Genomic DNA, 23664 nt, shown 5'->3' with positions numbered 1-23664 from the left:
CTGGGGGAAAGACCATCAGGATACCGGCATCCGGCGTTCGTTCACCACACCGGGAGTCGTGGACCTCGTCTCGCCTCCTGTCGGGGCGCTGTTTCCAGTCCGGTGACAGGCCCGCGCAGCTGGCCCGGCCCGGGCGATTCGCGCACTTTTTCAAACGGCAAATCCCTCGCCAAACCGGGGTGGAGCCATTTCGGACATTTGTGGTATCGATTTCCGCCCCCGCGCGCGCTTTTCGACCTGGCGCGAGGGTGTTTCCGAGGAGTGAGTGCCACCGATGCGTGTTGAGAAAGATTTGCGGTCCGTCACGAGCTGTTTCCTGGCCCTGATCGCAGGGGCCTGCCTGTTCGCTGTCGACGGGCGTGCGGACGACGGACCGATGGCCGGTCAGCCGCCCGCGGAAGCCAGGAAGGGCGCTGAGTCCAAGTCGGACGTTTCCATTGCCGAGCAGATCACGCGGCTGCAGCGAACGATTGCCGCCGACGAGAAGCAGGTCAGCGAACTGACGACTGAAGAAAACAATCCTGAAAGCGAGTTCCGCAAGGCGGAGGCCGAATTCAAGGCGATCGACGAACGCTTCAACATCGAGAAGGAGGAAATCGCCAGGAAGAAGGAGGCGGGGGAGGAGGTCGGGCTGAAGCGTCTCGAGGAAGCGCTGGCGGAAACGGAGAAAGCTCGCAAGCTGGCCCGCGAGCGATTCGACCTGGCCATCCAGACGCGTCAGACCTCTCAGGAACAGATCAAGGCGATCGAAGAGAAGCTGACCCAGAACAGGGCCGCACTGGAGCGATTGATTGGTCCGGCGACTCCGGCAGCCCCTGCGACGCCTGCCGCCCCACCTGCTCCTGCAGAAGCTCCGATGACGCCGCCCGCGCCGGTGACTCCGGCGGCCCCTGCGCCTGCAGCGGCTCCGCCAGTCGCCACCCCGACGGCGCCGCCAGCGGCTCCCGCGGCGGCAGCGCCTGCACCTGCAGTCGCGGCGCCGATGCCCGGAACGCAGGCGACATTTCTCGGATCTCCCACGGCGGGCGACCAGGCGCGCGAGAAGGCGAGCCAGGAAGTTGCCAGGGCGGAGCAGATCGCCCAGGAGAAGCAGTTGGCCGCGGAGAAGGCGCTGCAGACCGCCGAGTCACTTTCGGGGCGTCTGAAGTCGCTCGACAAGGACATCGAGAGCCAGCGGAAGCAGTTGGCGGATGCGCGGCGGCGGGCGGAACTGGCGGCGCAGACTCGCGAGGTGCGCGAGCGGGAGTATCAGAAGATCGCGGAAGAAGGAGGGCTGGAGGAGACTCAGGCCGCCCGCACGAAGAAGGAAGAGGCGAGCGAAGACGTCATCAAGTCGCAGGCGACGGTGACCGCTCAGATGGAGCGACTGCAGGAGCTCCAGGCGGACCGTGCGGCACTGCAGAGCGAGGAATTCGCCGCGGTGTCCGCTGCGAAAGAGCGGCAGATCGAATCGATCCGCGCGCAGGAGAAAGTCGTCAGCCTGAAGAATCCCTTTGCGCTGCACAACGTCCTGCAGTGGCTTCTGGATCACGGCCCGCGTCTGACATTGATCGTGCTGGCGATGTTCGTGCTGCGTGTGGTGATCAAAGTCGCGATGAAGCGCGTCGTGGACATCATGATGCAGCGGGGATTCCGCGGGACCTATGAGGAAAGCGAAGACCGAGCCAAGACTCTGGTCGGGGTTTTCCAGAACGCGGCGTCGACGACAGTGGTGGCCGGCGGCACGCTGATGATGTTCGAGGAATGCGGCATCGCCGTGGCGCCGCTGATGGGAGGAGCCGCAGTGGTCGGTCTGGCCGTGGCCTTCGGCGCCCAGAACCTGATCCGGGACTACTTCTACGGTTTCGTGATCCTGCTGGAGAACCAGTACAAGATCAACGACGTCCTGAAGATCGGCAGCGTGTCGGGGCAGGTGGAGCGGATCACGCTGCGGATGACGGTGCTCCGCGACGTCGAGGGGAGCGTGCACTTCATCCCGAACGGGAAGATCGAATGTGTGACCAACATGACGCATGGCTGGTCGCGGGCGCTGTTCGAGATCCAGGTTTCGTATGATGAGGACACCGACCGGGTGGTGGACACGCTGCTGGCGGTGGCGAAAGGGCTGCGATCGGAACCGCAGTACGGCCGGGTGATTCTGGAAGACGCCGAGATGATGGGGGTGGATGCGTTTGGGGATTCGGCGGTGACGATCAAGTTCGTCATCAAAACGCGGCCGCTCAAGCAGTGGATGGTGAAGCGGGAGATGCTGCGGCGGATCAAGAAGAAGTTCGCGGAGCTCAAGATCGAGATTCCTTATCCGCAGCGGGTCGTGCATCACCGTGGGGAGGCGGTTTCGCAGGCGATGCACGAGGCGGGGAAGGCCGCGTGATATCTGGACGCGGCCGGCAGCACATCTCCTTGAACTGCTGAACTCCTGTTGGTTCTTGAAACAGGAGTGAAGGGAGACAGCCAATTGGCTTGTGGGTCCCTGCCGGGCCCGGTCAGCGACACCGAGGAGACGAAGGCAGCTTGAGGGTCGTGTCGCGTCCTGTCACCATCGAGGCTCCTTCACCTGGAGCCTCGGGAGGACGGGACATGGCGTGGATTCGAAGCGGCCTCTGGCTCGTGCTTGGCCTGGTGCTGAATGCCGGCGCCTGGGGAGCCGAACCTGCGAAACCGAACATCCTGTTCATCCTGGCTGATGATCTTGGCTGGGGGGATCTGGCGTGCTATGGCAACACGTTCGTCCGCACGCCGAACCTCGACCGGTTGGCCAGTGAAGGGACGCTGTTCACGAACTTCTACGTCTGCGGGTCGGTCTGTTCGCCCAGCCGCTGCGCGTTCTTCACGGGAACGTACCCCGCGCGGCAGAAGATCCACGGGCACTTTGCGACGCCGGAACTGAACGGCAACCGCGGGATGCCGCAATGGCTCGACCCGTCCGTTCTCAACATGGCCCGCCTGACGAAAAGCGCCGGGTACGCGACGGCCCACGTCGGGAAGTGGCACCTCACGACGGAGACGGAGGGCGCGCCGCAGATCACGGACTACGGGTTCGACCACTTCGGCTCGGGCGAGCGCGGAGCCGAGGTGAACAGGAAGGACCCGTACTACCGAGCGAATTCCACGAAGCTGTTCGTCGACGAGACGCTGAAGTTCATCAGCGATCAGAAAGGAAAGCCGTTCTTCGTGCAGCTGTGGACGTTGATTCCGCATGCGACGCTCAATCCGACCGACGAGCAGATCGCCGTTTACGACAACCTCAGCAACGCCAACATCCCGCACAAAAGCGCGCGGACTCTCTACTACGCAACTCTCGGCAATCTCGATTTCCAGATCGGGCGGCTGATGAAGGGGCTGGAAGACCTCGGGGTGGCGGACGATACGCTCGTCCTCTTCAGCAGCGACAACGGACCGGAAGAAATCTTCATCCGGAACGCTGGGCATACGGGTGTGGGGTCGCCGGGACCGTTTCGCGGCCGAAAGCGGAGCCTGTATGAAGGGGGCGTCCGCGTGCCGTTCCTTGTCCGTTGGCCGGGGCATGTGCCGGCCGGCAGGATTGACGACGACTCGATTGTCGCGGGCTGCGATCTGCTGCCGACGGTCGCGAAACTGACCGGCGGACAGGTCCCGGAGGGAACGCCGCTCGATGGGGAAGACGTCAGCGACATCCTGATTGGGACATCGCGGTCACGAGCGCGGCCGCTGATGTGGGAATGGCGGTTCAACATCGCCGGCCATCCTGCGAATGTCAGTCCGGGTCTGGCAATTCGCGACGGCGCGTGGAAACTGCTGGTGAACCGCGACGGCAGCCGGACGGAACTCTACGACATCGCGAAGGACCGGATGCAGGTCGACAACGTGGCGGCGCAGCATCCTGAAACGGTGGAGCGACTCTCGAAGCAGGTGATCGCCTGGAGCGAAACGCTTCCAGAAGGGCCGCGGGATCGGGGGAACGGGAAAAATTCGTATCCGTGGCCGGGCCACATGGAGTGAGGAGCGGCCGCCGTGTGAATTCGTCTTTACGCGGACCACGGGCTGCAACGTCCTGATAAGGTGCAGACAGAAACCCGCGTCGTTCTGGAGGAGTTGTCGAGCATGACCATTGCCATGGGGACCGTGAAGCAGGTGTGTACCGCTGCTGAGGTGGTGCTGGTAAAGCTGAGTCGCCGTCCGGAAGTGGGCCGCCTCAGCTCTTCAGAGGCGCGTCGCCTGGCGGTTCGGGCGCGGAAGGCGTTGGACAAATGGGAGGATCGGAAGCGTTCACAGGCCCGGGGCCAGTCGCGCCAGACGGGTTTTGGCGAGGCGTCCGAGCGAACCGCAGTGAAGTGCGACATCTTCCGTGAAGCGCTCACGAGTTTTGAACAGCAGGCGGCGAAAGGAGACTCCGGTGCAACGACTGCCAGGAGAGTTCCGAAACCCGGCAAAGCGGCGGGCCAGCGGAAGGAGCGAGCCGCGGCGCGACAGGGAATGACCGGGACGACCCGTCGCCGACGCCCGAAGCCGGTCAAGCAGGAAACGGGTCCGAATGCGCTGGTCGTGGATGGAGTGACCGTCGGCGGGCCGACTGCGGGGGCGGCATCGGCGGCGGCCCCTGGCAAAAAGAAAGCCGGACGAGGCGCGACAGGAACGGCGATCACGGGCGTGCTCTCGAACAGAGGCCATCTGCGTCAGCCATCGCGGGCCCGTGCCGTGGCGAACGCCAAAAAAGCCCGGCTGCTGGAAAGCGGCGTCAAAACGCGGATCGCGGGGCACGTTTCGTCGCAGGGGAAACGGAAGCAGGCGCGGAAGGACGACAAGTCCAGGTGAGACCCGCTGCGGGCGATGCTCGGTCGGTGATGGCTGAACACGTGACGGATCAGGCCATCACGGTTTTGAGGAATCGTTTCGCGCGTTCGGTTTCGGGGGCGTCGAGGACTTTTTCAGGCCGGCCCGATTCCGCGATGCGTCCGTCGGCGAGGAGGAGGACGCGGTCGGCCGCGCGGCGCGCGAAGTGGATTTCGTGGGTGACCATGATGAGGGTGAGTCCTTCGGCCTTGAGGTCGAGGAGGACATCGAGGACTTCAGACTTGAGTTCGGGGTCGAGGGCGGAAGTGATTTCGTCGCAAAGCAGTCCGCGTGGCTCCATGGCGAGGGCGCGGGCGATGGCGACGCGCTGCTTCTGGCCACCGGAGAGTTCTTTCGGGAAGTAGTTGGCCCGCTCTTCGAGGCCGACCCGCTTCAGCAGCGCCATCGCGCGTTCCTTTGCCGCGGTGGCGGTCATGCCGCGGACCTGCATGGGAGCTTCGATCACATTCTCAAGGGCGGTGAAGTGAGGAAACAGCTGGAAGTCCTGGAAGATCATTCCGAAAAGTTTGCGGACTTCGTGGATTTCATCGGGGAGCGAGCTGGGGGCGAGGCGGTGCTCTCCGACTTCGATGTGCCCTTTGTCGAAGGTGGCGAGCCCGTTGATGCAGCGGAGCATTGTCGACTTGCCGCCGCCGCTGGGACCGATCAGGGCGACAGTCTCCCCGGCCTCGATGGTGGCCGAGATGTCGTTCAGGACGGTTCGGGGACCGTAGGTCTTGGTGACGCCGGCGAGGGTGACGTTGTTGGGGGCGGAGTTCGTCACAGCGATTTTCCCCAGCGGGCTTCGAGACGACGGGCGAGGTACCCGAGCGGAATGGACATGACGAGATACAGGATGGCGGTGGCGAGCCCGATCTCCATGTAACGGAGGCTCGACTTGGCGAGCATCTGGTACTGCTTGGTGAGCTCGACGACGGCGATGGCGCTGGCGACGCTCGTATCCTTGAAGAGGGCGACGAAGTCGTTGGTCACCGGAGGAAGGATGATGCGCGTCGCCTGCGGGAGGATGATCCGTTTGAACGTGAGCTTCTTCGACATTCCCAGCGAGGCGGCCGCTTCCCACTGGCCCTGCGGCACCGCCGTGATTCCGGCGCGGTAGATCTCGGCTTCGTAGGCCGAGTAGTTGAGGCCGAAAGCGATGATGGCGACGACGATGTTGGACGGCGCGAACGTCATGCCGAGGCCGAGCGCCTGGAGGATGGTCGGGAGGCCGAAGTACAGGACGTAGAGGAGCAGCAGCACGGGGATGCCCCGGAAGAATTCGACCCACACGACGGCGAAGACGCGGATCGGCATGGGGCCATAGAGCCGGCAGATAGCGATCGTCAGTCCCAGGAGCATGGCGAGGCACATGCTGCAGACGGAGATCTGGATCGTGACGATGGCGGCTTTGCCGAGGCTGCTGAAGACGTTGGCCATCGAGAATCCGGCGGCCGACTGTTTGAGGAAATCGTCGGCGCTCCTGGCGGCCTGGAGGCCCTCCTGGTCCGCGTTCCAGATGCCCCACTTTTCGTAGATGCGGCGGAGCTCCCCCGAGGCGATCAGGCTGTCGAGCCCTGCGTCGATCGTCTTCGCCAGTTCTTCGTCTTTCGGGCGGAGGGCGATCGCGTAGTAGCCCGGCTCGATCGGATCGCCGATGAACTTCAGCGCGGGATTGCTGCGGGCATAAGCGACAGCGGCAGGAAGATCGGCGAGGACGGCATCGAGACGGCCGAGCGCGAGATCCTGATACGGTTCGACCTGGCCATCGTAGGTGGAAAGAGGCAGCCCGTTCTTTTCGCAGTAGCGGGAGGCGGCTGTTTCGCTGAGAGTGCCGACGGGCAGCTTGAGCTTGAGCCAGTCGTCGACGGTCTGAAACCGGGTTTCATCGGCCCGGGCAGTGAGCTGCAACGTGTAAACGTAGTACGGGCGACTGAAGCGGACGTGCTCGAGGCGATCAGGGGTGATCTCGAGGCCGTTCATGGCCAGGTCGATGTCGCCCCGGTTGAGGCCGGAGATCAGGCCATCGTAGGGATACTGCTGGAACTCGATGGGGCGATCAATGGCCTTCGACAGGGCGGCGGCTAGATCGACTTCGAACCCCTTGGTTTTCGAGACGTCCTCGGGATCGAGGAAGATGTAGGGGGCGCCGCCTTCGGCGTCGGCCCCCCATTTGAGGGGTTCGGCGGCGGTGGCAGCCCCGATCGCAACCAGGGCGAGGAGGAGGACCACGGAGGCACGGAGGACGCAGAGACGCACGGAGAACGAAGAGATCATCTGTGCAATGTCCACGGGACCGCTAAGAAGTCGAACTGACACTGAGGGATGTTTCCGGTTCGTCGTCGATGCGGAACCATTTCCAGAAACCGAGCAGCACGCAAGCGAGAAACGCTGTCGGGGCGGCGAACACAGGGCCGAAGTTCATCCGCCCGCTGGCGGCATCGGTCCCCCATTTCACGAGCGGCTGCGTGATGAGCAGGCCGAGCGGCATGGCGATTCCACCAGCGACGAAGGCGAAGACGTTCTGGGCGGTGGCCCGGAGATCGCGCGGGCAGGAGGCGTCGACGTACAACTGCACGACGACAATCAGGTAGACGTGACAGACGCCATGTAGCGCGATGCCGGCCAGAATGAGCCACATCGGCGAATCGGCCGCGAAGATGGCGTAGCGCACCATCCAGGCGATGACGCCGAGGGCGAAGGTCGCCTTCAGGCCGAGCCGCCGGAGACAGAACGGCATCAGGAGCAGGGCCGGGAACTCGGAGAGCTGACCGATGGTCATGAGGGCCGGGACGGAATCGCCCCGCACGAAGCGTTGCTCGAGCAGCTTGGGGACGACGAGGGAATAGAGCGGAACGACGAGCGAAAGCAGGCTGGAGACGACGACAAGCCTCACGAAGCCTTTCTCACGCCAGATCGCGACCACCCAGTCGACGAGGCCGATGCCGTCGCGGGGCGTGTGGAGAGGCGGGGTATTCGGCAGAAAGGCGCAAAAGCTCGACAGACCAAACGAGAGGATGGCTGCGATGGCGAAGCAGTCGCTGCTGGAAGGCTCAGGAAGAAACCAGAACCGTTTCGAGAGGCCGAGCACGGTGGGGGCCGTGGACGGAAACGCGGTCCGGAGCCAGCCGGCGAGGTCGCGTTGTTCGAGCCAGAGTGAGAGGCCGATGCCCGCCAGGACCCAGCCGACGGTGCCCCAGACGCGGATCCCCCCGAACTGGGATTTGGGGTCGCTGAGGTGGCGGAAGGTGAGGGCGCTGGCGAGGGGTATGGTCGGGAGGTAGACCATCGCGAACAGGCCGAACATCGCGAGGATGAATCCGTAGCCTGCCCCGGTTTCCCGATACACATCGGTGGCGACCGGGATGGCGAGGAGCGCAATTCCGCCAAGGAAGTGAGCAATCGCGAGGTAGCGCTGGGCCGCGATCCAGCGGTCGCAGAGCTGTCCCACGACGAGGGGGGAGACCCACAGGCCGAGCGCGCCAATGGCGAGCACCGGCCCGGTCTCATCAAGCGTGAGTCCGTTCTGGGTGAAGTAGAGCGGCAGGTAGGTCAGCAGCGCCCCGGTAATTCCCCACTCCAGAAGCCACAGCACGCTGAGGCGAAACCTGAGTCTGCGGGAAATGCCGGGGGTCATCGTCACTGCCGACCCAGCGGGCCGGGTTAGTGGGCCGGTGCGGAAGTTCCCTCGATACGGGCTTCTTCCTTCGGCGGATTGAACAACACCGCCAGCAGGACGATGCCAAGGATGGCGAGGCCCGTCGGAACCAGGAACAGCGACTTGTAGTCGATGACTCCGTCTTTCGTGAACACCTCGTCCCTCAGGTACGGGAAGAGGAAGCTGGCGATCACGGCGCCGACCCCGAGGATCAGCAGGTTAAACAGCCCCTGGGCGCTCGTTCGCACGTCCTTCGGGAAGACGGCGTCAACAAAAATGTAGACCGTCGCAAAGAAGAACGCGTAGCAGACGCCGTGCAGAACCTGGATCGCGATGATCAGCCACTGGTGATCGGGCAGGTAGGCGAAGACGGCATACCGCAGGGCGTGGCCGAGAATTCCAACGACCATCGTCCATTTCCAGCCCAGGCGGGTCAGGACTGCTCCAAGGACGAGCATCGTGAGGATCTCGGCCACCTGGCCCAGGCTCATGACAAGCATGCTCATGTTGGGACTGATCTTCACGCGATCAACGAGGAACTGATCCGACACGACGAAGTAGCCGTTGTGGATCGTCGAGTCGATGAGGGTGACGATGAACAGGACGAGCACGTACGGAACCGCGAGCAGCTTGGCCGCCCGCACCCAGGCCAGCTTGTCCAGCCCGTGAGCGTTCTTGTTCGGTGGGGTATGCGGAAGCGTCAGGCTGAAACCGGCCATCGCGAACGAGGCGATGCCCGCGACGATGAAGATCCAGCTGGTCGCCGCCTTGAGGTCGAAGCCGGGCGAGTCCTTGAGAAGGAAGACAAACGGCCACGACGCCACGATCCAGCCAATCGTTCCGCCCATGCGGACGAATCCGAATTCATTGGCCGGATCTTTCAGGTTGGCGAACGCGAGGGCGTTCGTCACCGAAATCGTGGGGACGTATAGCAGGGCGTAGACGAGGAACAGGCCGAAGAAGGGCCAGAACGAGTCGACCTGCGAGGCGCCGATCAGCGCCAGGCCGCCAACGACATGGCTGAAGGCGAGAAAACGTTCGGCCGCGAAGTTTCGATCGGCGAACTGGTTGCTGAAGAAGATGCCGAGCAGCGAGGCGATGCCGAAGGAGCTGCCGACGAGCGCCATCTGCCAGGCGTCAAACTTGAGCATCGCCATGTAGGCGAAGATCTTGGGCTGCCAGGCGCCCCAGATGAAGATCTCGATGACCATCATCAGGAACAGCTTGAACCGCACCGCGGGATCAGTCTTTGCGGCGGCGTCACTCATGAATCACACTCCGGGGTGTCGATCGTTTGTCGCGGAGCGCAAAACCGTCCCGTGACGGTCGAGCTGCGAAGCGGCGACGGATTGCGAAAGTAACCGCCCGAATTCTGTACGGCAACCACCTGCGGCCCGAAGGACCGGCGGCGGGCGTTTCCCCTGCCTGGGGAACGATGGCACAATGACCGTTCTCTGGCATCGCTGATGAGGAAGCCGACCCGATGAAATCCCTGCTGCTCCTGGCCGTCGCCTTTTTCCACGCCGCGAGCGGTGCCGTCTGCCAGGCGGAACACCCCACCCCCAACGAGGTTGTGCTCGCGAAAGTCCGGGCCATCCCCGACGGCGGCGGCTACAACTGGGTCGCCGGCAGCACCGGCGTCCCCGAAGAGATCCGCTTCAAGGACACGCTGATCCTCCGCAAGGGCGAGGGGGGCACGTACTGCTGCGGCATCACGTTCGCCGTCGTGATCCAGGCGGCCGATGAGCTGAAGATGCTGGATGACCTCTCACCGGCCGATGTGAAGCTGCTGCAGAAACGGTTCTATGGCGTTCCCAAAGATGCACAGGAACGCCAGTGCGTGCTGGGGCTGGAAGGTTCAGGACTGGGATACGCGGTGTCAGCCGATGAAGCGAAGGCAGGGGACTTTCTGCAGTTCTACCGGGAGAAGGGCGGGCACAGCGTCGTGTTCCTCCAGTGGGTCGAAGAGAACGGCCAGCGGGTGGGTTTCACCTACCGCAGCTCACAGAAATCGACCAATGGCGTCGGCGACCGGACGGAGTATTTCAGCGACGCGGCGGGCAAAGAGGGGAAGGTCGACCGGAAGCGAATGTACTTCGGCCGACTGGGGAAGAAGATGTAGCTTTGGCTTCATTCGGGGGCGTACTCGGCAACAGCGTCAGATGACTTCACAAACAACCCGAAAGCCGTGCGCGGTCCAGTACATATCGAGAACGAACTTGAGGAGTGCCGAATCGCAAGGCTCGCGGGGCCCCGTATCGGCAGAGGCGCTCTCCCGCCAATAGCTGGCGGCATACGCGGCAGGCTTATTGAACGATCCGCCTCGCATGATCTGCCGAGGCTGTGAATCGGCATTCAGCAAGTAGGGGCTACCGTCAACCGGCATGCCTTCCGACCCTTCGTGCAAGCAGTCTTCGCACCATTCGAAGATGTTGCCATGCATGTCGAAGAGTCCCCACTGATTGGGAGGATAGGTCACGACGGCAGTTGTCTGACGCTTGGGCGCGTCTGCCTGCTCGAATTCCTCTCGCGGTTTGAAGTTCCCCTGGCTCGAAAGGAGTTCGTCGCCGGTTGAAAATCGGGTCGTCGTCCCGGCGCGACAGGCATACTCCCATTCCGCCTCGGTCGGGAGTCGACATGGCAGTCCGGAACGAGCAGTCAGCCGTTCACAGAATTCCTGGGCGTCTAGCCAGCTGGCTCGATCGACCGGCAGACTTCCGTCCCCGTCGAACTCGTTCGGATTTGAGTCCATGAGGGCCTGCCATTGTTCAAGCGTGACAGGAACCTTCCCCAGGTAGAATGGTCGAGCAATTGAGATCGTGATTGCCCCTGGAGCATGCCCGCCTGGAGTGGACGTTCCGTCGCCAGCCCATCCCATCTGAAATGTTCCGGCGGGAATCAGAAGGAAGTCGATCTCGACTTCGCTATTGATCGCGATTCGCAGCCGCTTTTCGGCGAACTTCACTGCGACGGTGGGCGCCTTCTTCCTGCGAGCGTCGGCAAGCGTGACGGCGCGGCCGCGACGCACCGAACGGATGCGGCGGAGGAGTGGACTATCGCCCTCATTTCCGAGAACAACATCGCATTCTTCCGGAGCGCATCCCTGCTGGATCAGATATCGGAGCTGGAACGACTGCTCTCTGTCAGGGCCGAAAAGCTCCTGAATCGAGTGGAACTGTGACTCACTACTGACGACATCGTTTCCTTCGTTGCTCTCCGCGGCACCATCGCCATCGTCGATATCGAAGTAGTGCGTGCTATTGAGCAATTGCTCCATTCGGTCGGGCAGATCGAAGCGGAAGCGGCACACCTTGCAGCGTTGTGTCGGCGATCGCTCGTTAATGTCGCTCAGCAAGGTTTTCTTGCATCGCGGACAGTGCTCCCACTCCCAAGCTTCGTATTCGTCACAACTCCAGACCGATGGCACGTACACATGCAGCCGCATTGATCCTGTTGCAGCAATATCAAGGGCGTTCAGGAAGTGGGGCATCTCGAAATCCCAGTGCGTGATTTCTAATCCCTCCACCGGCACATCTAACTTCGCGGCACGGAAGAGCTCGGCCAGGAGCCTCGACTGCTCGGGCTTCAGCGGCGAGTCGATCCACAGCCCGTACCACAGTGGAGTCGTGAGATGAAATAGCTGAGAGAATCGTTTCTTCATCCCGGTCTGCTTCAGTGTCTTCTGCAGAACTTTCTCGAGGTTCTCATTGTCGAAATCGAACCCGTTGAGCTTCCCCTGACAACCGGCCAGGTTCGAGACGCTGGGATCTGATGCATTCGCAGGACAGCCGCCGCAGATCTTCCTTGCTTCATCGAGAGAGGCGCCGTATTGCCGCAAGAGATCCGCAATGCGCGCGCCACTCCTGGCAATCTTGAACGTCTTTCCCCGGGAGTCCTTGGCGAAAGTGCTTCGCACTTTGATACCTTCGCAGACGTCGCCGTCGTAGATCGCATGGCCAATGCGCGTGAGCGTCTCAAGCTGACGGTTCGCTTCCCAGGGCACGGTGCAACCCTGGCCGGATCGAAACGGACACTCGGCCTCGAGCGTCCATTGCAAAAACTGTCTAGTCCAGGACATCGATGCCCTCGCGATCGATTCAGCGGCCCGTCAGCGCAGCACGCCCCGTCGCCCATGAAGTAGCCTGAAGGCTGAACACCAACAATCACTTCGCCGATACGGCTCCCGTAGCCTTCTTCTGCAGGAGGATATTCACCCCCTTCTTGTTCGAGAGCGCGATATCGACGAGGCCATCGCCGTTGATGTCGCCCATTTCAAACTGGGTGCCGACGCCCGTATCGAGCCCTTCTTCGATGGTGTGTCGTGTGAACTTCGGCGCCTTGCCTTTTTCGCGCTGGATCTCGTACCAGGCCATCTCGCAGGGGTCATACGCGCCCGGGTCGCCGCCGTTGTGGGCGAAGTATCGCTTGCCCGTCACGAGGTCTTTCTGGCCGTCGCCGTTCACGTCAATGAACCAGAGGGCATGCGTCTGCGAGAGCGTTTCATCGACGAGGTGATACTTCGGATCGCCGCTGCCGGTGTTCTCCCACCACCACACGCCGTACTGGTGCGCGCTGGTCATCAGGAAGTCCTTGTCGCCATCGAGATCGAGGTCGTCGGCGTAGATGTCGGCGCCGGTCAGCGGCTTGCCGTCGACTTTGGCCAGTTTCTGCGGATGCCAGGTCCACAGGCCTTCACCGAGCTTCGCGGGCTGCTCGTGCCAGCCATGCGGAATGATGACATCCAGCCGGCCATCGCCGTTGACGTCCGTCGCGCCGATGCCGTGGTAATACTTGAACGTGCCGTTCTCCATCGGGTTCCCCTTCTCGCCGATGGGGATGAAGTCCCACAGCTGATAGACGGCGTCCCCTTTGGGAATTTCGAGGTAGCCGAGCTGCTGTTCGGGCTGCGAGCCGCAGAGAACTTCCGGACGGCCGTCGCCGGTGATGTCCTTGAACTGGGGAGACTCGTTGCAGATGGAACGCCAGATCGTGTGCGCCTTCCAGTGCCCTTTTTCGTTCTTCGGGTTCTCGTACCAGCTGAAGAGTTCGCCGGGGAAGCCGACGATGATGACGTCCTGCCAGCCGTCGCCGTTGAAGTCGTAGGCCCAGTTGCAGAACGACTGGCTGTAGCCGGCCGCGACGGGGTAATTGCCGACGGGGCGGATCTCGTGGATGGTCCAGGAGGGGGCTTCGTACCACACGTCGCCGGCGACGATATCGGCCTTGCCGTCCTTGTTGATGTCGGCGATGGCGACGCCTTCGGAGCGGAAGCGGGCGTCGAGCTGAATGCGCTGCCAGGCGGGATTCGCTCCCTCGGCAGGAACAGCCAGCAGCAGAACAGCGACAGCGGCGAGGATACGCATGGCGGGAGCACAACCTGAAATGAAACGGTCGTCACGAGAGCATGGCCGCAAAGCCTGCCCGACCCTGCCCCGACCTGGCCGGAGCGAGTTCGTCCATTGAACCCCGAGAACGGCCCATGCTGCAAGGGGCCGCGGCGAATCCTTGACCGTCTGCCGATTGGCCAGAGCGCCCGGCGTGGACCGCGGCGCAGAAAAAATGCCCTCGGGGGCAGGAGCTGACGGGCGGGCTAAAACCTATCGCTCAACCACCCGCGAGGGCAGGGGGATCGTATCAACGGGTCTCGTCGCGCCAAGCGCTGAAATCGCCAGCAATCACAATGGGGCTGGTCTTTCCCGGAATTGGCCTGATGAGTGCCCGGGAGTTGCCTCCGGCGGGCGGCCGCCACGCGGGTATGCCCGTAGGGGGCGCTGTCAGCGGGTCTTGTCGTCGCTTTCTGGCCTGTTCCCGGTGTTCTCGACATCGTCCGCGGACCGTTTCAGGCGGTCGAGAGCTTCGTCCATGGAGGTGCCGTAGAACCGCTCCTCGGGACGATCCGAATAGGCAGCCGACCACTTGCCCTCCGCGCAGCGGACGATGATCTGGCGTTCAGCCATGGGGTCGCGTCTTGCGAAAGAGGTCGCTGTCGTAGCGACCGGCCAGGGAAACCCGACTCTGGACCAGCGGTCACAAACAGACAGCGTTGTCCGAATGTGACCGGGGTCAATCGGCGCGCGGGTCAATGCGGACCATTGGACCTGCAGCGCGCCCATTCACGAACTCACCATAGCCGATGAGCAGGACCAACGGGTAGGAACCCAATCGAGCCAGCGCCGCCGATTCGCGACCGACCACTGTGATGAGGCAACAGGGAATGCGTTGCCGAGCCCTCTCCGGTCGTAGCCCCTTCTGACCCGCAGAAGTAATACTTATGACCTCCCTCACGCCCGTGGTTCGTCGGCTGTAGGGCCGATTGGGGCGCTGGCAGGACCGTTGCACCACCTGCCCGACGCCAATCGGCCTGCGGGGCTGCTGTGGCCCCACAATCGGCCGTGCTGGTAGCCTTGGCCGCACCTGATTCGATAGGGGCAGGGCTATGGCCGAAGAACCGCAGAAGCCGAAACGCAAACGCCACCGTTGGCTGATCGCGGCGCTCGTTCTCGTACTCGCTTCGACTGTATCGTGGTGGTATTGGCCACGAGGTGATGCGCGGATTGTTGGTAGCTGGGCATTGGTGACCGCGATTGGGCGAACGGATGGTGCTTATCGGTTCCTATCGAACGGAGTGGCTGAACTGTACGGCCACTCAGGCGATTTCAGACCCGTCCTGATGAGCACTTACCGCTGGTCGGTTGTTTGGCCTGAACTCCGACTCCAGCCTTCTGGCAAAACTTGGCTGGTCGGCATGGCGGCATCACTGACTGGCTTAGGACAACCGAAAACGCGGTCGTTCACTATTCTTCGACTGTCAGACCAACAGATCGAAGTTGTCGACTTAGGCTCAAAGCGAACGATGACATTTGAGCGAGTCTCAGATTTCGAATGACCCCTCCCCCATCACCACCGAACCGACACAGGCGACGAATCGTCGTCACGATCGTGGTTCTCGTGGTGGTGCTGTGCTGGTGGCTTTGGCCGCGGGTCGATCGGCGATTTGTGGGAACATGGTCGAGCACCGTTGAGGGAAACTCCCGGTCGTACTTTTCTTTCAAGTTCAACGCCGACGGAACTGGACGGATCTTGCGCGACGAAGGGGCAGGTAACGACTTCTTCTTTTGGCAGATTGAAGGAAGTGACCTCGTGATTGGCAGACGACGCGGGGGTGAACTGCTCCTACCCGTGTATCGAGTTCTTCAAAGAGCGTTGTGGGCAGGGGGGTATTACATGGAACTTGCCGAGATGAGATACCCGGTGCTAAGCGTTCAACCGGACGAAATCCGCTTAGGAGTTCATGACTCCACCTACATCCTTCGTCAACGAGTTCCGTAAATGGAAGCCAAGCCTAAAAGAAAAGCCCCCGCACAAGGCAGGGGCGAGCGGTTGCAGGTCAGGACCATTGGGCTTGCGACCGTGAGAGTGCCCAACCATAGGTTTTACCGCATGGGCCGTGGGGGCCGGTCTAGCCGGGAAACGTTTCTGACCAGCCGAGGAACTCCGCCTTCAATTCAGTGCAAATGAGTGATTCAATCTCGTCGCACACGGCCAGCCTGTCGGCTTCCGTTTTCTTGCGGTGTGGCGGACTCAGAAGCCCTATCAGCGAAAACCCGGATTCAACCCCGAGGAACCATTCCTCGATGCCCCAGACGTTCACACGAATCGTCGAACCGTTCGCTTTGACAGCAAATGTCCATCCCCAATCTTCCATCACGGGAGACTGATGGGGTGCACATCTCGTGGCCGTCGCGAGTCGTTCATAGAACCATTCGCAGCAGTCTGCACCCGGAAAGAGGCTGTCGATCTCGTCGTCGGGAATTGCCAGCTCAAAACGATCTGAGCGGAAGCTGACAAAGTGCTTCGGGAACTTGCCTCGAACCGAAGTCATCAATTGCACTCAGGTATGCGTGTCGTGCGGCTCATTGTTCTGCGAAACAAAAAAGCCCGCCCGGCATCATCGCCCGTCCGGCTTCGCGACTCAACTGCGAATTTCCCCACTCAGTGCTCGATTCGCATTCAGAGCAGCCAGGAAAAACTGTGTGCTTCGGCAAGGAGGTTGATCAGGCCGGCAAAGATGAGCAAAACGACGGGCCAACGGCGTGAGAAGCCTTTCCAGCAGTTGACAACGGCCGTGACGAAACTGGCTGCCGCCAATCCGAAGAGGGGAAAGGATGTCACGATCAGTTTTTCACCGAGACCCGTCTCGGGGCCGTGGCCAACACCGCATAATGCGACACCGATGACGGCGCTCAGATGGGCCATCGGCCACAGGGTGGACGCGATCGCCAGACAAATGAAAGCGCGGCGAAGGTGCGACGAGTCGATCACAGGCGGCCGATGCTTTAGTGAAGGGGAGTGGACAGGTTGAAATAGTCCCGGTCGGCCACGTCTGCATTTCGGTTTAGGAGGATTCATCGGCCAACCCGTCGATGATCTTACCCGCCGAACAAATCGTCCAGCTTCCAGATATGGTCCGTCAGGTTCGCCCGCATGGGTTACGGCTTGGCTGCCAGCGTTTTCGAGCCGGCTGCCGTAGTCGTGTAGCTCAGGGTTGGGCTGCCCTCGTCCTTGGTGTTGGCGATAAAGCCCCGCCCTTCCAGGCTGTGCTTGCCGCTCCGGCCGAGCCCGCTCTTGGTGGCAGCGCCCAACAACTTCGACCAGCCGTGCGCCATGCCCCCGGCTTTGCTCAGGTCCGCACGGGTCGGTCAGTCCGCGTTGGCCGGCGCAACTTTCATCGCAAACGTTGTGCTGGAAATAATCCGGCAATAAACTCAACAGGGCACACTCGCCACAACACGCCGCAAGTGCAGTATGTGAAACAACTTGCTCCCGTAGCTCAGTTGGATAGAGCGGCGGTTTCCTAAACCGCAGGCCACAGGTTCGAATCCTGTCGGGAGTACTTTCTTCGTTCTTGATCACCACGCCGGTCTCTCTGCTGAGACCTGTTTGAAGGGGGCGGGCCTGAAGCGGAACGGTGCCAGGAGCGGCGCCGTCGTCATAAACGGCAGAGGCCGCCTGTGAGCGATGCGGCCCATCCCAGTTTCGCTGTCCCGGACGCTGACCCGGAGCGGGTTGAACTAGGGTTTCTCCGATGGGCCCGCTGCGCGCCTCCCGGTGGACCCTGACACCCGTGATGAACAACTTGTGCCAGGGCATTGCTGCGCGGACTTTGCCGCGACAGCTTGAGAGGCATGCATGCCGGAATCGTCGCTGACCATCGAAGCGTTGTGGATTCTGATCTGCGCAACGCTGATGCTCCTCATCCAGCGGGGGTTGCGGGCGCTCGATCATGGACCGCTTGGCCCCCGGCGGGACCACGCGTCGGAGGCGGTCACGCAGGCAGTCCTGCAGCGAGAACAGACAATGGTCGCGCTGCGTGAAGCGGAGGCCCGCTTTCGCAGCATCTTCGAGAACGCCGTCGAAGGCATCTTCCAGACGACCCCCGACGGCACGTACGTCATCGCCAACCCGGCCCTCGCCGGGATTTACGGATACGACACTCCCGAAGAGCTGATCAGCGGCATCGGGGACATCAGCCGCCAGCTGTATGTCGATCCGGAACGACGAAACGAGTTCGTCCACCGCATCCGGTCCGAAGGAGTGGTCACTGATTTCGAGTCGCAGGTGTACCGCCGCGACGGTTCGATCATCTGGATCGCCGAGACCGCTCGCGCTGTCGTGATCGGCGGGGCCGTCGCCCGCTACGAAGGAACGGTGGTCAACATCACCGAACGAAAGCTGCTCGAGAACCTGCGGCGGCAGAAGGAGGCAGCGGATGCGGCCAACCACGCGAAGTCGTCGTTCCTGGCGCGCGTGAGCCATGAAATCCGCACACCGCTGAACGGTGTGATCGGAATGCTCGAGGTTCTCGGGGGGACCGGGCTCGCGACGCAGCAGCAACAGCAGGTGCGCATCGCGCGGCAGTCGGCGATGTCGCTGCTCGGGCTGATGAACGACCTGCTCGATTTCTCCAAGATCGAAGCGGGGCGGCTGGAACTCGAACAGGTTCCGTTCCGCATGCGCGCAATCGCCACCGAGGTCCAGGAAGCGTTTGCGCATGTGGCCGCCGCGCGGCAGCTCGAGCTGTCGTCCCTGGTGGACGACAACGTACCGGAGTTCCTGATGGGGGACCCTGAACGGGTCCGCCAGATTCTCGTCAACCTGGTCAACAACGCGCTCAAGTTCACGGAACGGGGGAGCGTGTCCATTCACGTCGGCCGCGAACGGGATGGAGACGGTCTCACGATTCGCGTGAAGGACACCGGGATCGGGATTCCGGAGTCGCGTCGCAGCCGGCTGTTTCACGACTTCATGCAGGTGGACGCCTCGATCTCGCGAAAGTACGGCGGAACGGGCCTGGGGCTTGCGATCTGCCGACAGCTCGTCGAACTGATGAACGGCCGGATCGACGTGGAAAGCCAGGTGGACGTCGGCTCGGAATTCCGCGTTCGCCTTCCGCTCGCCGCGACCGTCGCGCCGGAAAGCCCGGCGGCCTGCCGCGAACTCATGCCGCACGAGATCATGGACGCCTCGCCCGGCCGCATCGAGAACGCCTGCGACCCTGTCTCCGATTCCGACAGCCGTCCCGCGACGCAGGGACGGTTGCTCCTTGCCGAAGACAATGAAATCAACCAGATGGTCGCGGTTGAACTGCTGAGGATGGCGGGCTGGGACGTCGATGTGGCGAACAACGGCGTGGAGGCGGTTGCCTCCGTCCAGCGTTCGGACTACGACGCCGTCCTGATGGATTGCCAGATGCCTGAAATGGATGGTCTGACGGCAGCGCGGGAAATCCGACTGCTGGAAGCGGCCGGACGGTTGCCGCGCTACACCCGCGAGCTGATCCCGATCATCGCCTTCACGGCGAACGCCGCTCCGGAAGACCGTGAGCAGTGCCTCTCCGCCGGGATGAACGCGTTTGCGGCGAAGCCGCTGGTCATGCAGCAGCTTCTGGAAACGATTGAAACGGTCGTCGGGCCGGCTCGATCGAGGCTGCGGATTGCGGGACGCGGGCCGAAGGCGAGTCCGGCCTTGGCGGATGTGTGTTCGATGCTGGTCTAAGGCGCCCGATCGCGGGGGGCCGGCCGCCTCGGGGGCGGGGCGCGGGGTCGATTCGACCGGCGCAACGGCCACTTCTGGACTTCGTTCCCCGCATCCGGGCCGCATCTTCCGCGGGGTCTCAAGCGGTCGTATTGTGGCTCTCGATAGAATGTCGGTGGACGCCGTGCGCCCGGTGCGCGCCGCGCCCGACATGAAGGGTTGTCGCGATTCTCCGGCCTAGTCCGCCCGGGGTCGTCTCAGTCTTCACTCCGCGAACTGATTCGAGAGGTTTCGGCCATGCGCAGGTCCGTCCGTCGCCACTGCTGGACGTTCGCCGCCGGTACGTCGCTGCTGCTGGCTCCCGCCGTGGCGCTCCAGGCCCAGGACCAGCCGCCGGCGCTGGGGGCGCCTTCCCCCCTGCCCTCCGAACCGAAGACGCCGCAACAGCTGTTCGACGCCGTCCTCCTGACGCTCCAGCTGAACCGCCCCGATGTGGCGCGGCGTTACCTCGAAGCGTTCGTGGCATCGGCTCCGGGGGACGACTTCCTGCTCGACCTGCGGAACAAGTACGGAACCGCGACGTTCATGCAGCTCGCCCGGACCAAAGAGCTGCAGCCGGCCTCGCAGGATCTGCTCGACCGGGTACGGCAGGCGGCGACCGCGCGGATGGCGGACGTGACGGTCATCGACGGGCTGATCGACAAGCTCAGCGGCAGCGCCCGCGATCGTGACCAGGGACTGCTCGAGCTCAAGCATCTGCGTGAATACGCGGTGGCCCACCTGCTCCGCCGGGTGACCGATGAGCAGCGTCCGATTCCGGTCGACCTCGCGATCGCGACGATCGCTCAACTGGGCGACGACGCAGTGACGCCGCTGATCGGCGCCCTGCGCTCGGGTCCCGATCAGATCCGCGGGCTCGCGGCGGACGCACTGGGCAGCCTGGGAGGCAAAGACGCCGAACTGGCGCTGTGGAGCCCCGCCTTTGCTCCCGAGTCGCCGGAAGACCTGCGACAGCAGTCGCGGCGTTCACTCGCAAAAATCCTCACCGGCGACGCCACGCGCGTCGAGAGCGTGAACCCGTTCGGCATTGCAGATCGCCTGCGCAAAGAAGCCGAGGCGTACTTCACCCATCACAAGACGCCGAAGGCGGGTGAAGACGGACTGGTGGGCCTCTGGTCGTGGGACCCGGCGCAGAAGCAGCTTGTCGAAACGCGGACCGAGCCGGCCAAGGCCGACCTGTTCATCGCCGAGCAGTTTGCCCGCGAATCGCTCGAGCTGTCGGGGGATCGCCGCGAGCCGCAGGTACTGTTGATGGCGATCCTGCTGGCCCGCGACGTCGAGGCGGCCGGCTGGGCCAATTCACCTCCCGAAGGCCCCGGGACTGCGCACAACCTGCTGCTGGCCGCCGGTCCCGAGCTCGCCGATGAAGTCGTCCATCTCTCCGTGCAGCTGAACCAGCCCGGCGCTGCGCTGCAGGGACTGCGCGTCCTCGGCCAGAACGGTTCGCGCAAGCAGCTGGATGCGAACGTGAACGGCCGGCCTCCCGCGGTGCTCGAGGCGCTCAATTCGTCCTCTCCACGGATCCAGTTCGCCGCGGCCGAAACCCTTCTGCAGTGGGACCCAGTGACGCCGTTCCCGAACTCGCGGCTCGTCGTGGCGATCCTCGCGCGGACGCTCGCCGGGGACAGCCGACCGGACGGCGTGGTGATCGATCCCAATAACCGCCGCGGCACGCTGGTCGGCGACTACCTGAACACGCTCGGGTTCGATCCGCGGATCACGTCCACCGGACGGGACGGCTTCCAGCGTGTCGCTGCGGATGGCGACGTGGCGCTGACGGTTGTGCATCTCAACGCGATCCGCTGGGACCTCTCGCAGACCGTCGCCAACCTGCGGGCCGACTCCCGGACCGCGAGCGTGCCTGTCGCCATCTATGGCCCGGTCGGCATGCAGGACAAGGTCAAACACCTGATCCACGAGTACCCGCTGGTGAGCTATGTCGAGGAATCGAACAACGCCATCGACATGATGAAGCAGCTCCGCCCGCTTCTCGCCCAGGTTTCCCCGCCGCGACTGACCGATCCGCAGCGGCTGGCCCAGCGGAAGGCGGCCGCCAGCTGGCTGGAGCAGATCGCCGTTGGCCAGAGGACCAACCTGTTCGACCTGGCCCCCGCCGAAACCGTTCTCGCGGATAACGTGAACGATCCCGACGTGGGACGCTCGTGCATCGTCGCGCTCGGGGCGATTTCGACGCCGGCCGCGCAGCAGCGCCTGCTCGATACCGCGGTCGGCGATTCGATCGCTCCCGAGCTGCGAATCGCGGCCTCCCGCCAGCTGGCGTTCCACATCCAGCGTTTCGGACTGCTGGTCTCGAACGACGACCTCGCGCGCCTCCGGGAGCACGCCGCGGCCGAGACCGATCCTGTCGCCAGCACGGCCCTGACCGCGGTGATGGGATCGCTGAAGCCGGACGCGAAGACGGCCCGGGAGATGATCCTGTCGTACCCGGCGTCAACCGCGCCGCTGAAGTAATCGCGCCGGAGACGCGGCCTCGACCCGCGCCGGGAGCAACGCCCCAGGGCATTTCACGGCCGCGCTATTCGTTCGGCCGCGGCTGAGCCCCCGTTGGGTCGTTGAGAACTTCGACGAGCTGCTCGGCCCGGAACGAAATTTCGGCGTCCTTGTCGTTCACGGCCTCCTGCACCTTCTGTTTCGCGGCCGGGCCCAGCTTGCGCAGCGCTTCCATCGCCGCCTCGCGCTCGGCATAGCTCGGGTCGCCGAGTTTCTTGACGAGTTCTTCGACGCGCTTCGTGACGTCCGGATCGGAATCGAGGAGCACGACGAGGGCGACGCGAATCTGCTTCTGCGGCGCGGGAGTGACTTCCAGAGGGAACAGTTCTTCGAGTTGGTCGGGATCGAGGCGGAAGACGATCGTGGCGCTGTCCGTGCGGAGCGCCTGGCCTGCGATCTGTTTTGAGAGGTACTCGATCTCGACAGGCCCAAGCCCGAGGTCTTTGAGGTGGGCCGACCACGTTGCGAGAATGGCCTCCTTCGACTGCGGTTCCTTCGACGAGGGAACAGTCACGACCTTCGCGTCGTCCGGCTTCTTTTCGCCTTCCGCCGGTTTGCCATCGGCGGCTGGCATCGGGGCGCCGGCGGGCGTCGCGACGGGAACGGCCGCGCCGGCTGGAGCCCCGGCGGGGGTGGGAGCCGCCGCGGAGGCCGGCGCTGCGGCTGCCGGAGTGTCTTTGTCCTTCGTCGCTTCGGGCTTCTTTTCGTCGTCTGTCTTCGCCGGGGCGGGTGCTTGGGCGGGTTTGTCTTTCCCGTCCTTCGGCGCCTCTTCCTTGTCAAAGACGGACTCGGGATCCGGCTTCTTTTTCTCCTTGTCGTCCTTGGCCGGTTTCTCCTTCTTTGGAGCCGCTTCGAGCTGCGGCAGTGTTCCGACCAGCCACTGGCCGGCTTCCGGCTTGTAGACCGTGACGTCGTGAAGCGCAAAGTGGCTGGTGTTCGCCAGCCCGTGTCCGCCCTCCGCAAGCGTGACTTTCACCGGGGCCGGGAGCGGCAGCTCGACGTCGTACAACAGAAATCGCTCGCTCTTCTGTCCGGCCGCGGACCACAGCCGGTCCGAGTTGCGGAGGAACGTCATCCAGTGGTTCTCGGCGAGCCGCGCGGGCGTGTCGGCAGGCTCTTTCGTGAGCTTCGACTTCACCCACAGGAGCCGCTTCGATTTCTGTGGACAGGGAGGCCAGTTGCCGAAGAACCGGCCGTTGGTGAACTCCAGCAGCACGTCGACATTGTCAGCCGGTTCCCCTTCGAAGGTGATGAGCCCGGCCGGCGACGGATCGTTGAGCTGTTTGCGCTCGGCCGTGGCGCGGCGCGCGCCGACGAAGCCGGGGAGAGTCGACTTGAAGAGATCGCGGTGATTGAGCGAATTGCCGTACGACGACATGACGTAGAGATTGACGTCGCGCACCGTGAACCTGGCCGTGGAACCCGCAGTCTTCGAGGCGGGCGCAGCGGAATCCTTAGGGGGATCGGCGGCGATGGCCGCCCCAACGCCGAAAACGCAAATCGCAGCAATCAGTCGCAGCATCACGCTCCCCTTCCGACATTCGCCCTGCGCACGCGTCTCACCCGTTCCGCAGAATCAAAAAAACCGGCTC

Annotated in this window: 17 protein-coding genes and 1 tRNA gene; 7 read left to right on the top strand and 11 right to left on the bottom strand. The window is 63.3% G+C overall.

Annotation, left to right across the window (positions count from 1 at the left end; genetic code table 11):
* Nucleotides 1-274: 274 nt before the first annotated feature.
* The 3 genes from Pan44_RS26395 (at nt 275) to Pan44_RS26385 (ending at nt 4791) form a co-directional block, all read left to right on the top strand.
* Nucleotides 275-2371 (top strand): mechanosensitive ion channel domain-containing protein, encoded by a 2097-nt coding sequence (locus tag Pan44_RS26395; protein WP_197453683.1) that lies wholly within the window; start codon nt 275-277, stop codon nt 2369-2371.
* Between the two features lie 206 nt (nt 2372-2577).
* Nucleotides 2578-3978 (top strand): sulfatase family protein, encoded by a 1401-nt coding sequence (locus Pan44_RS26390; RefSeq protein ID WP_145034717.1) that lies wholly within the window; start codon nt 2578-2580, stop codon nt 3976-3978.
* Between the two features lie 102 nt (nt 3979-4080).
* On the top strand, nt 4081-4791 hold the full coding sequence (locus tag Pan44_RS26385) for a hypothetical protein (protein WP_145034716.1): 711 nt from the start codon (nt 4081-4083) through the stop codon (nt 4789-4791).
* Between the two features lie 49 nt (nt 4792-4840).
* Here Pan44_RS26385 and Pan44_RS26380 read toward each other — a convergent pair whose 3' ends face one another.
* The 4 genes from Pan44_RS26380 to Pan44_RS26365 are packed head-to-tail and all read right to left on the bottom strand — an operon-like array spanning nt 4841 to nt 9735.
* A complete protein-coding gene (locus Pan44_RS26380) occupies nt 4841-5593 on the bottom strand; it encodes an amino acid ABC transporter ATP-binding protein (protein ID WP_145034715.1) in 753 nt (250 codons plus the stop codon).
* The gene (locus Pan44_RS26375; RefSeq protein WP_145034714.1) at nt 5590-7086 is read right to left on the bottom strand and encodes an ABC transporter substrate-binding protein/permease; all 1497 of its coding nucleotides are present in this window, start codon (nt 7084-7086) and stop codon (nt 5590-5592) included. Before Pan44_RS26375 ends, Pan44_RS26380 begins: the two co-directional genes overlap by 4 nt.
* 22 nt (nt 7087-7108) lie before the next feature.
* Entirely contained in the window at nt 7109-8446 is a 1338-nt protein-coding gene (locus Pan44_RS26370; protein ID WP_145034713.1) for an MFS transporter, read from the bottom strand.
* A 26-nt stretch (nt 8447-8472) separates the two neighbouring features.
* On the bottom strand, nt 8473-9735 hold the full coding sequence (locus Pan44_RS26365; RefSeq protein WP_145034712.1) for a nucleoside permease: 1263 nt from the start codon (nt 9733-9735) through the stop codon (nt 8473-8475).
* Nucleotides 9736-9950: 215 nt separating this feature from the next.
* On the opposite strand from Pan44_RS26365, the gene Pan44_RS26360 reads away from it, so the two are divergent.
* Nucleotides 9951-10589 carry a hypothetical protein gene (locus Pan44_RS26360; RefSeq protein ID WP_145034711.1) on the top strand — a complete coding sequence of 213 codons (639 nt, stop codon included), beginning with the start codon at nt 9951-9953 and terminating at the stop codon, nt 10587-10589.
* A 36-nt stretch (nt 10590-10625) separates the two neighbouring features.
* Here the strand turns inward: Pan44_RS26360 and Pan44_RS26355 are convergent, their stop codons facing one another.
* The 6 genes from Pan44_RS26355 to Pan44_RS27680 form a co-directional block, all read right to left on the bottom strand.
* On the bottom strand, nt 10626-12545 hold the full coding sequence (locus Pan44_RS26355) for a formylglycine-generating enzyme family protein (RefSeq protein WP_145034710.1): 1920 nt from the start codon (nt 12543-12545) through the stop codon (nt 10626-10628).
* An 85-nt stretch (nt 12546-12630) separates the two neighbouring features.
* Nucleotides 12631-13830 (bottom strand): FG-GAP repeat domain-containing protein, encoded by a 1200-nt coding sequence (locus Pan44_RS26350; protein ID WP_145034709.1) that lies wholly within the window; start codon nt 13828-13830, stop codon nt 12631-12633.
* Nucleotides 13831-14241: 411 nt separating this feature from the next.
* A complete protein-coding gene (locus Pan44_RS26345) occupies nt 14242-14424 on the bottom strand; it encodes a hypothetical protein (RefSeq protein ID WP_145034708.1) in 183 nt (60 codons plus the stop codon).
* A gap of 1502 nt (nt 14425-15926) precedes the next feature.
* Nucleotides 15927-16358: a hypothetical protein gene (locus Pan44_RS26340; protein WP_145034707.1), complete on the bottom strand. Its 432-nt coding sequence runs from the start codon at nt 16356-16358 to the stop codon at nt 15927-15929.
* 119 nt (nt 16359-16477) lie between these two features.
* Entirely contained in the window at nt 16478-16789 is a 312-nt protein-coding gene (locus tag Pan44_RS26335) for a hypothetical protein (protein WP_145034706.1), read from the bottom strand.
* A gap of 167 nt (nt 16790-16956) precedes the next feature.
* Entirely contained in the window at nt 16957-17133 is a 177-nt protein-coding gene (locus tag Pan44_RS27680) for a hypothetical protein (protein WP_197453681.1), read from the bottom strand.
* 153 nt (nt 17134-17286) lie between these two features.
* Between Pan44_RS27680 and Pan44_RS26330 the strand changes: the two genes are divergently transcribed.
* The 3 genes from Pan44_RS26330 to Pan44_RS26320 all read left to right on the top strand — a co-directional run bounded on the left by Pan44_RS26330 (nt 17287) and on the right by Pan44_RS26320 (nt 22033).
* Nucleotides 17287-17360: transfer RNA gene (locus Pan44_RS26330), tRNA-Arg, on the top strand.
* A gap of 296 nt (nt 17361-17656) precedes the next feature.
* Complete coding sequence (locus tag Pan44_RS26325) at nt 17657-19522, top strand: PAS domain-containing hybrid sensor histidine kinase/response regulator (protein WP_145034705.1); 1866 nt, start codon at nt 17657-17659, stop codon at nt 19520-19522.
* Nucleotides 19523-19798: 276 nt separating this feature from the next.
* On the top strand, nt 19799-22033 hold the full coding sequence (locus Pan44_RS26320) for a hypothetical protein (protein ID WP_145034704.1): 2235 nt from the start codon (nt 19799-19801) through the stop codon (nt 22031-22033).
* A gap of 64 nt (nt 22034-22097) precedes the next feature.
* Here the strand turns inward: Pan44_RS26320 and Pan44_RS26315 are convergent, their stop codons facing one another.
* Entirely contained in the window at nt 22098-23594 is a 1497-nt protein-coding gene (locus tag Pan44_RS26315; RefSeq protein WP_145034703.1) for a HEAT repeat domain-containing protein, read from the bottom strand.
* Between the last annotated feature and the right edge of the window lie 70 nt (nt 23595-23664).

Origin of the sequence: Caulifigura coniformis (genome assembly GCF_007745175.1) — a bacterium.
Lineage (GTDB): Bacteria > Planctomycetota > Planctomycetia > Planctomycetales > Planctomycetaceae > Caulifigura > Caulifigura coniformis.
This window is presented reverse-complemented; position numbering and strand designations above follow the sequence as displayed.

Excerpts from the sequence above, each read along its gene's own strand:
- Pan44_RS26395 (WP_197453683.1), top strand. The coding sequence starts at position 275 with ATGCGTGTTGAGAAAGATTTGCGGTCCGTCACGAGCTGTTTCCTGGCC.
- Pan44_RS26390 (WP_145034717.1), top strand. The coding sequence starts at position 2,578 with ATGGCGTGGATTCGAAGCGGCCTCTGGCTCGTGCTTGGCCTGGTGCTG.
- Pan44_RS26385 (WP_145034716.1), top strand. The coding sequence starts at position 4,081 with ATGACCATTGCCATGGGGACCGTGAAGCAGGTGTGTACCGCTGCTGAG.
- Pan44_RS26375 (WP_145034714.1), bottom strand. The coding sequence starts at position 7,086 with ATGATCTCTTCGTTCTCCGTGCGTCTCTGCGTCCTCCGTGCCTCCGTG.
- Pan44_RS26370 (WP_145034713.1), bottom strand. The coding sequence starts at position 8,446 with ATGACCCCCGGCATTTCCCGCAGACTCAGGTTTCGCCTCAGCGTGCTG.
- Pan44_RS26365 (WP_145034712.1), bottom strand. The coding sequence starts at position 9,735 with ATGAGTGACGCCGCCGCAAAGACTGATCCCGCGGTGCGGTTCAAGCTG.
- Pan44_RS26360 (WP_145034711.1), top strand. The coding sequence starts at position 9,951 with ATGAAATCCCTGCTGCTCCTGGCCGTCGCCTTTTTCCACGCCGCGAGC.
- Pan44_RS26355 (WP_145034710.1), bottom strand. The coding sequence starts at position 12,545 with ATGTCCTGGACTAGACAGTTTTTGCAATGGACGCTCGAGGCCGAGTGT.
- Pan44_RS26350 (WP_145034709.1), bottom strand. The coding sequence starts at position 13,830 with ATGCGTATCCTCGCCGCTGTCGCTGTTCTGCTGCTGGCTGTTCCTGCC.
- Pan44_RS26345 (WP_145034708.1), bottom strand. The coding sequence starts at position 14,424 with ATGGCTGAACGCCAGATCATCGTCCGCTGCGCGGAGGGCAAGTGGTCG.
- Pan44_RS27680 (WP_197453681.1), bottom strand. The coding sequence starts at position 17,133 with ATGGCGCACGGCTGGTCGAAGTTGTTGGGCGCTGCCACCAAGAGCGGG.
- Pan44_RS26325 (WP_145034705.1), top strand. The coding sequence starts at position 17,657 with ATGCCGGAATCGTCGCTGACCATCGAAGCGTTGTGGATTCTGATCTGC.
- Pan44_RS26320 (WP_145034704.1), top strand. The coding sequence starts at position 19,799 with ATGCGCAGGTCCGTCCGTCGCCACTGCTGGACGTTCGCCGCCGGTACG.
- Pan44_RS26315 (WP_145034703.1), bottom strand. The coding sequence starts at position 23,594 with ATGCTGCGACTGATTGCTGCGATTTGCGTTTTCGGCGTTGGGGCGGCC.